The organism is Paenibacillus sp. FSL W8-0919, from assembly GCF_038003785.1.
Lineage (GTDB): Bacteria > Bacillota > Bacilli > Paenibacillales > Paenibacillaceae > Paenibacillus_AQ > Paenibacillus_AQ lactis.
Genome location: NZ_JBBOPV010000001.1, coordinates 4,753,889 through 4,767,406 on the forward strand (window position 1 = coordinate 4,753,889; position 13,518 = coordinate 4,767,406).

General features: G+C 53.4%; 9 protein-coding genes. 1 reads left to right on the forward strand and 8 read right to left on the reverse strand.

Annotation, left to right across the window (positions count from 1 at the left end):
- Positions 1-62: 62 nt before the first annotated feature.
- Positions 63-620: a GNAT family N-acetyltransferase gene (locus NST44_RS21510; RefSeq protein WP_007131367.1), complete on the reverse strand. Its 558-nt coding sequence runs from the start codon at positions 618-620 to the stop codon at positions 63-65.
- A 189-nt stretch (positions 621-809) separates the two neighbouring features.
- Positions 810-1,865 (reverse strand): GntR family transcriptional regulator, encoded by a 1,056-nt coding sequence (locus NST44_RS21515; RefSeq protein WP_007131366.1) that lies wholly within the window; start codon positions 1,863-1,865, stop codon positions 810-812.
- Positions 1,866-1,992: 127 nt separating this feature from the next.
- On the opposite strand from NST44_RS21515, the gene NST44_RS21520 reads away from it, so the two are divergent.
- A complete protein-coding gene (locus NST44_RS21520; RefSeq protein WP_007131365.1) occupies positions 1,993-4,038 on the forward strand; it encodes an RICIN domain-containing protein in 2,046 nt (681 codons plus the stop codon).
- 384 nt (positions 4,039-4,422) lie between these two features.
- Here NST44_RS21520 and NST44_RS21525 read toward each other — a convergent pair whose 3' ends face one another.
- The 6 genes from NST44_RS21525 to NST44_RS21550 form a co-directional block, all read right to left on the reverse strand.
- Complete coding sequence (locus NST44_RS21525) at positions 4,423-6,186, reverse strand: glycoside hydrolase family 2 protein (protein WP_007131364.1); 1,764 nt, start codon at positions 6,184-6,186, stop codon at positions 4,423-4,425.
- A gap of 71 nt (positions 6,187-6,257) precedes the next feature.
- Positions 6,258-8,282, reverse strand: coding sequence for an alpha-L-arabinofuranosidase C-terminal domain-containing protein (locus NST44_RS21530; RefSeq protein ID WP_007131363.1), 2,025 nt, complete (start codon positions 8,280-8,282; stop codon positions 6,258-6,260).
- 19 nt (positions 8,283-8,301) lie between these two features.
- On the reverse strand, positions 8,302-9,207 hold the full coding sequence (locus NST44_RS21535; RefSeq protein WP_007131362.1) for a carbohydrate ABC transporter permease: 906 nt from the start codon (positions 9,205-9,207) through the stop codon (positions 8,302-8,304).
- A gap of 14 nt (positions 9,208-9,221) precedes the next feature.
- Entirely contained in the window at positions 9,222-10,181 is a 960-nt protein-coding gene (locus NST44_RS21540) for an ABC transporter permease (protein ID WP_007131361.1), read from the reverse strand.
- Between the two features lie 32 nt (positions 10,182-10,213).
- Entirely contained in the window at positions 10,214-11,788 is a 1,575-nt protein-coding gene (locus NST44_RS21545; protein ID WP_007131360.1) for an extracellular solute-binding protein, read from the reverse strand.
- 118 nt (positions 11,789-11,906) lie between these two features.
- On the reverse strand, positions 11,907-13,502 hold the full coding sequence (locus tag NST44_RS21550; protein ID WP_340900561.1) for a response regulator transcription factor: 1,596 nt from the start codon (positions 13,500-13,502) through the stop codon (positions 11,907-11,909).
- Positions 13,503-13,518 lie beyond the last annotated feature (16 nt).

Genomic DNA, 13,518 nt, shown 5'->3' on the forward strand with positions numbered 1-13,518 from the left:
ACCACTCAACGTTTACCTCTCTATCCCGCTTCACTGCTCATTAATTTGCCCCGCTGCACACTTCACCGCTCATCGCTTCGCACTTCCGTATTGGACCTATCGAGTTCATCTCTCAAAATCGAGAAAAGATACGAATCGTGAAACCGTCCCTTGAACCACAGATGCTGGCGCAAATGGCCCTCCTGCGTCATGCCGATGCGGCGGAGAACGCCTGCCGAGCCTGCGTTTCCTGGCCAGCAGGTAGCATAGATCCGATGGACCCCGAGCGTCTCGAAGCCGAAACGGCATATCGCTTCGGCCGCTTCCGAAGCATAACCCTGCCGCCAATGATCCCGGTTTAAGCAATATCCCATCTCGGCATTGGTGTCCATGCGATAAATGCCGCATCCTCCGATAAGAACCCCTCCATCTTTCAATGTGATCGCCAGCTCGTAGTTGTTCCTCGGTGTCTGTTCGCTGTATTGAATAACCATGTGGAGGTATTGCAGCGTGTCTTCTTCTGTATTTGGCCCCCACATCGTGTGCTCGGTGACCGCGGGATCGGATGCATAGCGATGCACATCCTCCATATCCGCCATCGTAAACTCCCGAATGATCAATCGTTTCGTCTCAAGCTGCATGTCATCCCCCTTGCCCCGATTACCGGATCTATCTTTCACCTTATGTATAGACATTTACGTTACAGCCATTGTACCATGTTCATATTCCCTTCACCCTGCCCCCATTTAAAAAAGAAGCCTGCACCATATCAGGCGCAGACGCTTCTTGAAATCGCATTGTGCGAAGGTTTTTCCCTCAAGTCAAAGGAATCATTGCGGCCAAATCCAACGGACGGGTACCACTTCGCGCCTCGGCTCAAAAGTCCCGCTTAGCTGTTCCGACAGCAAGTCGACGGCGATACGGCATACGTCATCCAATTGTTGATGGACATAAGGAACGCCTTCGAGATCCGGATCATCAAAGGCAGCCAGCTGGGGTGAACTCCCCGTTCCCAGCCCATTTTCCCGAATCGCGTTTGAGGCATAGCGTGCCAGTTCCGCGTTAACCGCAAAGACCGCCGTGACATCGCGCCGAGCTCGCAGAAAACGCTCGATTTCCCGTTGGCCGCGCCCTTCTCCGATCGTACCCAGGTCCAGCATGCACCACAGCGTCTTGTCTATGGGCAAGCCCTGCTCCATGAAGGCAGCCTCAAATCCTTTGGCTCTTTCGTCAGTAACCGAATTCGTAATTTCAGGAGACAGGTAGGCGATGCGCGTGTGTCCTGCCGCAAGCAATCCGGATACGGCTTCGCGGACGCCGCCATAATTGTCGGAGCTCACGCTGTAGGTCTTGATCTCTTTCAGGAAGCGGTCGACAAGCACCAATGGAACCTGGTCAAGGGACAAGCGTAAAATTGCGGTATTGTAGCTTTCCTGCTCCACGGGAAAAATAATAAATCCGTCAACTCCCCGTTCCCTGAACTGCTCAATCGTTCGGGACTCTTCCTCCGGCGACTCGCGCGTAATGCGGAACAACAGGTCATAGCCTCTGCCCGCACAGTATCGCTCCAGCCCGTCGAGCAGCTGCTGGTCGATCTTGGTTTTCATCGTCGGCAAAATAATCGCGATCGTCCGTTTCGTAACCGGCGGATGCTCCCGTACTTCCGGAGAACCATCCTCCCGCACGAAGGTTCCTTTTCCCCGAAATCGTACGATCAAACCTTCCTCCACCAATCCGTTAAGTGCGTTTTTGGATGTGATTTGGCTTACGCCGTATTGCTGAGCAAGCTCCTTCTCCGAGGGCACCAGAGCGCCTGCCTGAAGCTCACCGCTTCGAATGCGGCGGCGGATGTCGTTTTGAATTTGTTTATATAGCGGATGCTCCATATCATACCTCGCTTTTTACATCGAACCCGACTGAAAATAATATATATTTAGTATATCTTAATTTATATCAACTGCGATACAATCCAATTTAGAGAGCGCTTTCTAAATTGGATTGGGAGGTTTGTCTATGAGTCGGATCCAAAGTTTATGGAAGAAATCGCTTGCCTTCATCATGATCTTCGCGCTTGCTTTAACGGCACTCCCGTTGTCGCCGGTCCATGCAGCTTCTACCGGCATGGCATGGGCTTCGCAGCAGATCGCCATCTATACCCCGCCTTCTGGAGGCGTATGGTATCCAAGGCTCCTCAAGCTGTCGCCAAGCGAATGGCTTGTATCCTTCGACACGAACGCCGGTGGAGGCAACACGCGAATCGTGGTCTCCAGGACACAGGACGGCGGCAAAACATGGAGTGCTCCGATCACAGCTGTATCAAGCACCGCCGGCAATGTGGGAAACGGTCAAATGCTGAGGCTGCCGAGCGGAGAAATATGGCTGGCTTACCGGCTCGTCGTGCAGAACGGCTCGACCTATGAGATCCAGCTAAACGTCCGGCGGAGCGTTGACGGCGGACATACATGGAGCGATTTGCAAGGCGGACTGATCGGCAGTTCAACCGCCTCCGGCTTTAAAGGTTTATGGGAGCCGCATTTGGAGATGATCAACGATACGATTGCGGTGCTCTATGCGGACGATAGCCCGACGGCCGTCGGAACGACCGGTTTGCAAAATCTGTACATGAAGACATGGAACGGCAGCAGCTGGGGCAATCGCATCACCGTCAGCGACGGAGTTGCAGCTGGCTCCCGCGACGGCATGCCGGTCATCACGCGGATGAACGACGGCCGGTATATAACCGTGTTCGAAGCCTCAGACGTAGCCGGCCACCCTTTTGTCATCAAATACAAGATTTCAGCGGACGGCTTCAATTGGTCGGTTCCCCGCCAGACGTTGTACGTGCCAATCGGCAGCGGTAAAAAGGCGGGTGCCCCGTTCGTCGTAAAGCTCGCTGACGGTCGCCTCATGGCGGCATTCCAGACCGATGAGAGCAGCGCCAATACGGGAGATCCCTACACCTCGATGCATACGATGATCAGCTCCGATAACGGCGCGACATGGCAGCATAAAACCAACGTTTTTCCAGTGTCCGATACGAAGTCTTCCAATTGGAACGCCCTCATGACCATTGATTCCACTCGCGTCGCAGCCGTCACCAGTGCAACATATCCGGCTAACGGCATCTATCTGCGCTTTGGGCATTCCGTGACGCCAGCGCAAACGAATCTCGTCAACAATCCCGGGTTTGAAACGGCGAATGTAACCGGCTGGACCACGTACGGCGATGATTATCCGAACCGGATCCATATCCACGGCGTCAATGACGGTGTCGGGCTTCCCGCAGCAGAAGGCTCTTACTTCGTTGGACTTGCGGGGACAACCGGGCCATCGACTGCATATATCGGTCAGACGATTACCGGCCTTGATAACGGCACCTATACGATGCGTGCCCACATGCGAAGCAGCGGTGGCCAGAACAGCTGCGTAATGGAAGTGAAGGATTATGGCGGCAGCATGCTTCAAACCGGATGCCCTGTCACAACATCATGGACGCCAGTGTCGATTTCGAACATTCAAGTGACAAACGGCAAGGCAACGATCGGTTTCTACGTATCGAACTCCTCCTCATCCCAATGGGCGGATCTGGATCGGGTTGAGTTCATCCGGGAACAAATCACGATAGCCTCGGGTCAAACCTATCGTCTCATGAACCCGAACAGCGAGAAAATGCTCGAGGTTGACGGATGGAGAACCGAGAACGGCTCGAATGTGATCATATGGGACGATCACGGCGGGGCGAACCAGCAATGGCGAATCACGGAGACTTCCGGGGGGAATTACAGCCTGATCAACGTCCATAGCGGCAAAGCCCTTGAAGTTGACGCATGGGGAACGGATAACGGCTCCAATGTGACCATATGGGACAATCACGGCGGCGCGAACCAGCTGTGGCGGATCGTCGACGCAGGAGGCGGTTCCTATAAACTGATTAACGTTCACAGCGGGAAAGCATTGGACGTAAGCGGCAGCGGCACGGCCAACGGGACGAACGTGCAAATCTGGCAGGACCTGAATAATGCCGCACAGCAATGGAAGCTGGTTCAGTTGAATTTATAATGGGGCTGCAGGAGCTGTTCACGAGCGGGGGCGTCTATCCGATTCTCGACTCCGCTTTGTTCGTTTATCAGGCGTAAGGATAACTTAATATGGAATAGACGAAGAAGGCCAGGCAGTCCAGAGCGGACTGACCGGCCTTCTTATCATGCTTCTATGAACCCTTATGAGCGTTCATCGAGGATATTGTTGACGCAACAGGAAGCAGCAAAGGAAATATTTATTATCATGAGCCTCAAGGATCCTCGTTGATTTGGCAGCTGACTCGTCAAATGACACACGCATGCAATGACCTGACTTGCGCAGCATCATTTCGGATCAAAATTGTCCTCCGGTATATCTAGCCTTTCAACGCGTTCTTTTACGGTCACTTCCACCAAAAAAAACTTAAGCCATATTGATCTCTTTAATTGTGGACAACGGGATTTTCGGTTTGCGGTCCTCCGTCAACAAGCCGTTGATCTCCTGCTGCACATCGGTAAGCTGCGTGTAGCAATACCCGCATATATAATCCACGCTCTTGATCGCCTGAACCAAGCCCTCAAACCGCTTCATGAAATCCTCTTCCGTAGCTACCTGCCGGCCATACCCCCACCCTTTATCCGATTCGAAGGCGATGCCGCCAAATTCGCTGATGATGATCGGCTGGCCGCGATATTCATACCCTTCGGCAAATGCGTATTTCCAGTGGTTGCAGGTCATGTCCTTGTTGACGATGGCATCCTTGTTGCCTCGGTACCGCCGCAAAAAGCCGCTGCCGGTTTCGACGTAATCATGCAGCGTTAAGATATCGGATACGGTGTGCTCCCACCCGTCGTTCGTGATGACAGGACGGAAAGGATCAACCGCTTTGGTAAGGTGATAGATGCCTTCGGTAAATTTCTGCTGCAGGACGTCACGGAGAATGGACGGAATGCCCCAAGACTCATTGAACGGCACCCAGGTAATGATGGACGGGTGATTGTACTGCTGATCGACGATTTCCAGCCATTGCTTCGTGAACGCTTCGACCGCTCGTTCATTGAACTCGAAGGTAGCCGCCATTTCGGACCAGACCAGCAGCCCTTTGACGTCGCACCAATATAAAAAGCGGGCATCCTCGATTTTCATATGCTTGCGTACGCCGTTGTAGCCCATCTCCAGCATGAGGTCGATGTCGGCAATGATTGCCTCCTCGCTTGGCGGCGTTAAATGGCTGTCCGTCCAGTAGCCCTGATCCAGAATCAACCGTTGATATATCGGCGCATTGTTCAGCAGTATTTGACCGTTCTCGATCGAAACCTTTCTCATTCCGAAATAGGAAAAAACCCGATCGACCACCCGGTCTCCCGCATACAGGACAAATTCCACATCGAACAAATTCGGATGCTGCGGCGACCAGAGGCATTTCTTCCACGGTCCGTTCGCCTCGTGCACCAAATCAACTTCCACCGATAGATTCGGTCGATCCGCAAGCAAGGAGACTCGTTTAACCGGTTTGCCTTTCAGCGTCACGATCGCCTCCAACCGTAAATCCAAGGTCGCGTCGATTCCGCTTAACCGGTAATCGAAGCGAACGGTTGACCGGTCGATATCCGGAGTGATTTTGACCGTGTCCAGCCGCTGCTGCTCCACGAATTCCATCCATACAGTCTGCCAAATGCCCGTCGTCTGAACATAGAAGCACTCGAAGCTGTCCTTGGTCCAGCGCTGTTTGCCGCGCGGTATGGTGCAATCATTGCTGTCTTCTGCCTTTACCGTGATTTGGTTGTCCGCTCCGAAGACCAAATACGGGGTAATGTCAAAGCTAAAAGCCGCGTATCCTCCTTGGTGGTTGCCGGCCAAGTTCCCATTGATCCATACCTTAGCGCTATAGTCCACCGCCTGAAAGTGAAGGATGGCTCGTTTACCTGACGCTTCCTTCGGGATATGCACCTTTTTTCCATACCACACATGCGGATGAAACTCCTCGATCCCGATCCCGCTTGCCTTCGTTTCGTATGTAAATGGGACGGTAATCGCATGCGTACCCGCTAGGGATTTAGGCCACCCCTCTTCTTCGCCCACATTGTCGTCATCAAAACGAAAATCCCAAAGACCGTTCAGATTCAGCCAATGTTCCCGGACGAATTGAGGCCTGGGATAATCCTTCCGATAAGCTCTGGTTGTCATTTCCTCTCCTCCTATTTCCTGTTCGCAATGATGGTTCGGATGGGCTTTTCGCCCTTGTTTCGTAAACCAACCTACCCCGTTTCTGGCGCGGCATTCATCTCCAGTGCGTATACCGATGCCGGACGCAGCGGATAACCGTTTTGCAACGCCTCGAATGGAACAGTTCTTACCGTCGATTTAATGCATTCCGGCTCAAATACAGAGTTGATCGCTTCCACGGAGTCGCCTGTAATTTCGTGAAGCAGTATCTCTGAGGACGATTCATATCCGGGAAGATTCAGTTCAACCTGGACTTCCTGCAGGCTGCGGTTCACGATAAAGACCGTCATGGTGCTCCCGTCTTCATTCGTGCAGGCGACGACATCAAGATCCGGCATCGCATCAAGATCGATCGGAGCCGGCTTGTTTGACCGAACCGAGAAGCTGCCGCACTCCACGTCGGCAGGAAGCAGCCTATGGATGTCCCGGTTCGCATACAGCTTCATCACTTCGTAGGTCGGAGTTCCGTATACAGTCAACGGATGGCCGCTCCAACCTGGTAATTTGCCGCGGTATTGGTCCGCATAATAATCCCCTACTCGGATGCAGCCACCGAGCCATCCATTAACAAGATCGGAGAAGCTGCCGATATGCACCATGTCGCTTGCTCGCAGCATTTCATTAAGATTGCCGGCGTTGGCGACCGCGGCCCCCAGCGTATGCTCATCCGGCAAGCCTTTACGCACGGTGTTCGGATAGTACATCGTATTGTATTCGGTGATAGCCAGCTTGATATGACGATGATTCTCGGTAGCCTGAATCTGTTCTACTGTGCGGCGAATGTCATCCCGGGTCCATTCCGGGAAGACGGCAATCGCTTTGTAGCGTTCTTCTGCAGGCGTATCCCGGTTCATCCCGAACCGGTTAAGGCCGTGATACAGATGCAGCGTCAGATAATCAATATGTGCGCCGGCAATATCCAGCACGGCCCGGTTCCAGGCTTGGTCGCTATGCCCGCAGGCCAATATCACGACCGACGGGTCCGCCGCCTTCATCGCTTCGGCAAAGGAGACACACCGCTCGGCAAAACGGTCCGCAGAACAGGTGCCTACCTGCCACCCTCCCCAAACCTCATTGCCGATCTCCCAATACCGGACATTGTAAGGCGCCGGGTAACCGTTAGCGGCACGCACCGCCCCCATTGGGGTTTCGGCGCTTCCGTTGCAATACTCCACCCAACGAGCGGCTTCCTCCGGGGTTCCGGAACCATCGTTAACGCAGATGAGCGGCTCTACCCCAAGCTCCCTGCAGAACCGGATAAACTCGTCCGTGCCGAAATATTTGCTCGTCCAGCCGCCCCAGGCTTCATTGAACATGACCGGTCGTTCCAATACAGATCCCACTCCATGTTCAAAATGGTAGGCGCTGATGTAATTGCCGGCCAGCCGCATCATGCCCGCGTTCAGCTCTCGTGTCATGTCCATCACTTCGCCCTTCACGCCGCCGATATTGTCTGCGGGCAGCAAGGAAACGTGGTCGAGCCAAAGCATGCCCGTGGATACATGATCAGTCCATCTCGGGTGCTCCATCGGTACGTATACCCGGATTTCAGCATGCTCGCACGTGCGGGACACCGGCAGCGCTGCCTCGTACTCCTTCCAGTTATGACTGCCCAGCTCAATCCTTGCACGGCCGAGTAACTCCTCCGTACGCCGGTCCGCCGCCTCGACGATCAAGTATTGCAGCTCGATGGACGCCCGTGCCACCACCCGGACGCTGTACGCCATCGGGCCTTTGAGTGCAGCTTCTTGCGCAATTCCGGCAAATGCCTCATCATCGCTCTGGACGCGGATTCGCTGCGCCCGTCCCGAATGCTTCGGAGCCGGTGCTTCCAGCGCATACGAAGTGTTCCGTCCATTCGTAAATGGCCTCCAGCTTCCGGATACGGCTGTCTTGCCTTCGGCTTCGCTCTCAAAATCCATGTCCTTCAGAGGATAGGCCAGCATCGCCTCCATGTGATCGCGAATATCCTCGACAAAATGACCGAACAGATAAGGGTTTATCGTATGCCCGCCGGGCCGCCCAACGTCAATTGTTATCTTCGCTTTGCGTTTCAAATGAATCCCTCCTAGTCGTTTAACCTTTGATAGAGCCGATCATGACTCCTTTGACAAAATGTCGCTGCACAAACGGATACATGATGAGCACCGGCAGGCTGGACACAATAATGACCGCGTACTTGATACTTTCAGCCAGAAGCACTTTATCTTCCAGACCTACGCTGCCGTCCACGGCATCCGATTGGCTGATCAGCAATATTTCGCGCAGCACCAGCTGCAGCGGATACATTTCTTCGCGGCGGATATAGATAAGCGCATTAAAGAAGGAATTCCAGTGGCCCACCGCATAGAACAGCACCATGACCGCCAAGATCGGCTTCGACAGCGGCAGAATGATGCTGATGAGCAGCCTCCAATTGGAGCAGCCATCAATATGGGCAGCCTCTTGAAGCTCCCAAGGAATGCTGGATTGGAAATACGTTCGCATGACGATCAGGTTGTACGTAGAGACCGCCCCAGGGATGATCAGCGCCCACATTGTGTCGACCATCCCGAGGTCTTTGACGAGCAGATAGGTCGGAATCAATCCTCCGCTGAAGAACATCGTGAGCGTGACGATCAGCATCAGCCCTTTGCGCAAAGGCAGATCCGGCCTTGATAGCGGATAAGCCGCGAGCAGCGTCATCAAGATATTGATCGTCGTTCCGACTGCCGTATACAGAATTGAATTGCCGTATCCGGTCCAGATTTTATCGTTTTGCAGAATATTAATGTAAGCATCCAGCGTCACGCCCTTCGGCAGCAGCCACACCTCTCCGCCCAGCACCTTTGCCGGATCGCTGAATGAGGCGCTGACCACAAACAGCAGCGGATACAGCACGATCAGCATGATCACCGCGGCGACCGAATAGATCACGATGTCAAAGCAACGTTCATCCTTCGCGGTATGGCGCGTTTTATTAACCGGGGTTCGTTGGGACATGGAGCCCTCCTCCTTTACCATAGACTCGTCTCCGACGTTTTCCTCGCGAAGCGGTTCACTAGAAGCAGCAGCGTAAGGTTAATCACCGAGTTAAACAGCCCGATCGCCGCGGTGTAGCTGTATTCGCCCTTAAGAATCCCGGTCGTGTACACGAACGTGGAAATCACGTCGCTTGCCTCTAGATTCAGGTTGTTTTGCATCAGCAATATTTTCTCGAACCCGATATTCATGAATTGTCCGACATCGAGAATCAGCAAAATGACGATGACGGGCACGATTCCCGGCAGAGAGACATGCCAAATGCGCCGCATCCTGGAGGCTCCATCGATCTTGGCCGCTTCGTACAGCTGCGGATTGATTCCGCTGAGCGCCGCGATGTAGATAATCGACTGCCACCCCATGTTCTGCCAAATGTTCGAGCCGATGAAGATCGTCTTAAACCAGCTGGCCGATTCCATGAACCGAACCGGATCTCCGCCAAATGTCTGGATCAGCATGTTTAAAGGACCGTTAACCGACAGCATCACCGTCAAGATGCCCACGATGACAACCACGGAAATAAAGTGCGGAATATAGGTGATGTTTTGCAGCCATTTACTGTAGGCTTTGCTGCGAATCTCATTCACGAGCAGTGCCAGCATGATCGGAATAGGGAACGCGAGCAGCAGTGAGATCAAATTGATGGTTAGCGTATTGCGCAGCAGTCTCCAGAAATAATACGAATCGAAAAATCGCGTAAAATGCTCGAAGCCGACCCATTCGCTGCCGAATATCCCTTTGGCCGGGTTGAAATTTTTAAAAGCGATTTGAAGTCCGTACAAGGGACCATAGTGGAAAATCAGATACCAAGCAATCGGCAGCAGCAGCATCAGATACAGGTCATATCGTTTGGCCATCTGAACCAAGAGGCGGCTGCCGCGATTCGGACGGCTGGGGGGCAGGTTGGCCCCCGGAGGGGCCTCCATGTTGTTCATAATATCTACTCCTTAACCAGCGGCAATCAGCCTTATTTTTTCATCTTGTCGTAAGCATCCTGATACAACTGCTGCAGCTGATCCATCTTCATCTTCTTTAAGGTCGACTGGAATTCTTCCCATTTATCGAAGCTGAGGGCGCCGGCAATGAATTTCGTGCTCTGCTCCTCGTAATACTTGTCAATGTCGTTGCGTAGGATATTGACCTCTTGCGCGGTTTTCTCATCAAACATCGGTGCCGCGTAACGTATCTCCGGCATGAACGGATCCAGCTTCTTCTGCGCATCCTGCACCTGCGGCGGATTAATATAGGAGGAGACCTGCTCGCTGATCAGATGAGGCGCTCCGCCGCCGGCATACGGGGTAATTTTCGGCTGCGTTTCGGAAGTCGAGTATTCTTCCTTGTAGTACGGGATGCCGTCTTTCAGCTCGTAGTGCTCGCCTTCTCTACCGAACCGCAGGAGCGTGGAGCCTTCATCGCTGTAGAAATAATCGATCCAGCGAATCGATGCTTCGGGATGCTTATTCTCGGACGTGATGGCATAAGCTCCCGGATCTCTCGGCACCGGCGACGCCTGGCTTTGCATCCGGTCTCCGTGCGGTCCAGCCGGAGGCGCCATCCCTTCGTATTGATCCGCGATCGGCAGGAAGTTGTTATTCGTTTGGTCGAAGAATACTCCCGTTTTGCCTGACCCTTGCTTCGCCAAATACTGCGCTTCCGTATGAGAGAACACCTCGGGATCAAGCAGCTTCTCTTTGTACAGCTTGTTCAAGTACATCAGCATTTCTTTGTTGCGTTCGCTGCCCATCCAAATTTCAACCTTGTCGTCGACGATGTTAATGTTGTAGCCAAACTGCTGATCCAGACCGAATGAGCCGCTCATCATCGTCACGATATGTAGTCCTACACGGGCGGTCATCGGAATCTCGTCCTTCTGGCCGTTTCCGTTCGGATCCTGATCGCGGAAAGCGACCAAGACGTCGTACAGCTCATCCGTCGTCTCGGGCACCTGCAGCTTCAGCTTCTCCAGCCAAGCCCGGTTGATCCATTTCTTGTCCGTCCGTGCCGATCCGAGCGTCACAATTCCCGGAATCGCATAAATATGACCTTCCGGCGTCGTAATTGCCGCGCGGATTTCTGGATATTCCTCCATCAGCCTGGTGAGGTTGGGGGCGTAATCCCGGATCAAGTCTTCCAGCGGAATCAGCTGGCCGCCTGCCCCGTAACGAACCGCTTCGAGCGGTGTAAGACCGGAGCGGTATAACACATCCGGAAGCTCATTCGAGGCGAACAGCAGGTTCTTCTTTTCCTGGAAGCCATCGGTCGGTGCTTCGATAAACTCAACCTGAACATTGCTCATTTTCTCGTAATCCTGAAATACCGGCATGTCTTTGAACGGCCCGTTCACGGGTGCGATCCGGGTGAACATCTTCAGCTTGATCGGTTCCTGCACGATCGGGAATCCTTCCTTGCTCACCGCGTTTGACGCTGCTCCCTCTGGGGCGGTATCCTTCTTCCCGCCGGTCCCGGAGCTGCAGCCCCCAAGGATCAGGCCTGATATAATCATCAAGCTGATTGCAGACCTGCCCCATTGTTTTCGCTTCATACAATGACCTCCTCTTTCTCGATGAATATCACTACTTGTAAGCGTTTGCGTTGATGTGGATTTATTATAGTCGATCCCATCAGAGGGCAAATTCCACAAATATGACCTCATACTCCACTTATTTTACGGAGTTGCCTGGCCTGACCCTTTGCACATAGGCTTGGGGCGTCATGCCTGTCCTTTCCTTGAATACTTTAAAGAAATAATTGTAGGTGCTGAAGCCGACCTGGACGCTGACTTGCTTAACCGAATAGCGCCGGCTTTCCAGCAGCTTACGGCTTGCATCGATTCGCACCCGGTTCAAGTATTCCGAAAATGTCATGCCTGTCTCCTCTTTGAAAATCCGGCTCAGATATGATGGATTCAATCCGATCGCCCCTGCCGCAAGCTCGAGCGTAATGTAGCTATGATACTTCTCCAGGATCAACAAAATCGCCTGGGAAACATGCCGCGAATGATGGCCGGCGGCACGCTGAAGCTTCAAACGGTTCAACAGCTCGGCATAATAAGAAAGAAGCCATTGCTCCAATTCATCCACGCTCCCGATTTGTCCCACATCGTCGCGCGGTGGAAGGACGCCGTTCTCTTCGCCTTCATCAGCTAAGGGAAGCCATTTTCGAATCGCCTTCTCTGAGGCGGACAACAGCTCGCGTACGATCAGCTGGACCGACGGCGAATGGATCGGCTGCTTGCGAAGTCCGTCAAACACGGAAGCAATCACTTCCTTTACGCCTTCTCCGTCCAAATTTTCCACGGTGAGAAGAAGCTGCTTCTGCTCCTCGATGGTCAAGGATACACGTTCGCTGTGCAGCCCCGCCGGCTGCAGGGCCGGAGCAGCATCCAAGGCCCGCTCAGCCGTCCGGTAGCTGGCTTCTAGCCGGGAGAGGCTGGAGCATATGTGTCCGACGGCATACGTGCATTTCAAATTCATAAACAGCTCCAGCGAGTGACGGAGATGGCTCATCAATCTTTCGGCTTCACTTGCGGCAGCCTGCTCGCTGCGCTCCTGGAATGCGAACACGACGGCGATGCGTCCGTTCTCCACATAAGCTGCCGTCCGCTGCGACATGTCGCCGCCCAGGCTTTGCTGCATCAGATCTACCGCCTGCTTCATCAGCCGGTTCGTCTCCACATCGCTTCGCGACTCTGTGAGCAGCAGGAAGGAAGAAATTTGCATTGCCGCAGCTGCAAAACATACTGCCCCCGCATACAAGCCGTTCTGTCTGGAATAGTTCTCCAATTCGATCGCCGACTCGGGTTTTCCCCGCAGCGCTTGAACGATGAGCTCACGCATATCCGAAGGACCGGCGGGTAACAGACGATGTTCCGCTTCACGCTTTTCCATCTCCTGTACGGCTTTCTTCAGAACGCCCATGAGCTGAGCTGCGTCCAAACGATGCTTGAGTAAATAATCGACTGCCCCGTTCTTTAAGCATTCGCGAACATAGTCGTAGTCGTCGTAGCTGCTCAGCATAATGGTTTTGGCGAAGGGATACCGTTCCCGGATCGTCCGGTTGAGTTCCACACCGTTTATGCCCGGCATACTTACATCCAAAATAACGATATGCGGCCGATTCCGTTCAATCATACGGAGCGCCGTTTCTCCCTCATAGGCCTCGCCGCACAGCTCGAAACCGTGAATGCCCCAATCCGATATCGTTCTAAGATGGTGGTGCACCAAAGGTTCATCGTCAACCAACAGCACTTGATACATCGCTTATTCCCCTTTA

What these genes read in the sequence shown, in the direction of transcription:
- NST44_RS21510 (WP_007131367.1), bottom strand. Translation starts at nt 620, where the DNA reads ATGCAGCTTGAGACGAAACGATTGATCATTCGGGAGTTTACGATGGCG.
- NST44_RS21515 (WP_007131366.1), bottom strand. Translation starts at nt 1,865, where the DNA reads ATGGAGCATCCGCTATATAAACAAATTCAAAACGACATCCGCCGCCGC.
- NST44_RS21520 (WP_007131365.1), top strand. Translation starts at nt 1,993, where the DNA reads ATGAGTCGGATCCAAAGTTTATGGAAGAAATCGCTTGCCTTCATCATG.
- NST44_RS21525 (WP_007131364.1), bottom strand. Translation starts at nt 6,186, where the DNA reads ATGACAACCAGAGCTTATCGGAAGGATTATCCCAGGCCTCAATTCGTC.
- NST44_RS21535 (WP_007131362.1), bottom strand. Translation starts at nt 9,207, where the DNA reads ATGTCCCAACGAACCCCGGTTAATAAAACGCGCCATACCGCGAAGGAT.
- NST44_RS21540 (WP_007131361.1), bottom strand. Translation starts at nt 10,181, where the DNA reads ATGAACAACATGGAGGCCCCTCCGGGGGCCAACCTGCCCCCCAGCCGT.
- NST44_RS21545 (WP_007131360.1), bottom strand. Translation starts at nt 11,788, where the DNA reads ATGAAGCGAAAACAATGGGGCAGGTCTGCAATCAGCTTGATGATTATA.
- NST44_RS21550 (WP_340900561.1), bottom strand. Translation starts at nt 13,502, where the DNA reads ATGTATCAAGTGCTGTTGGTTGACGATGAACCTTTGGTGCACCACCAT.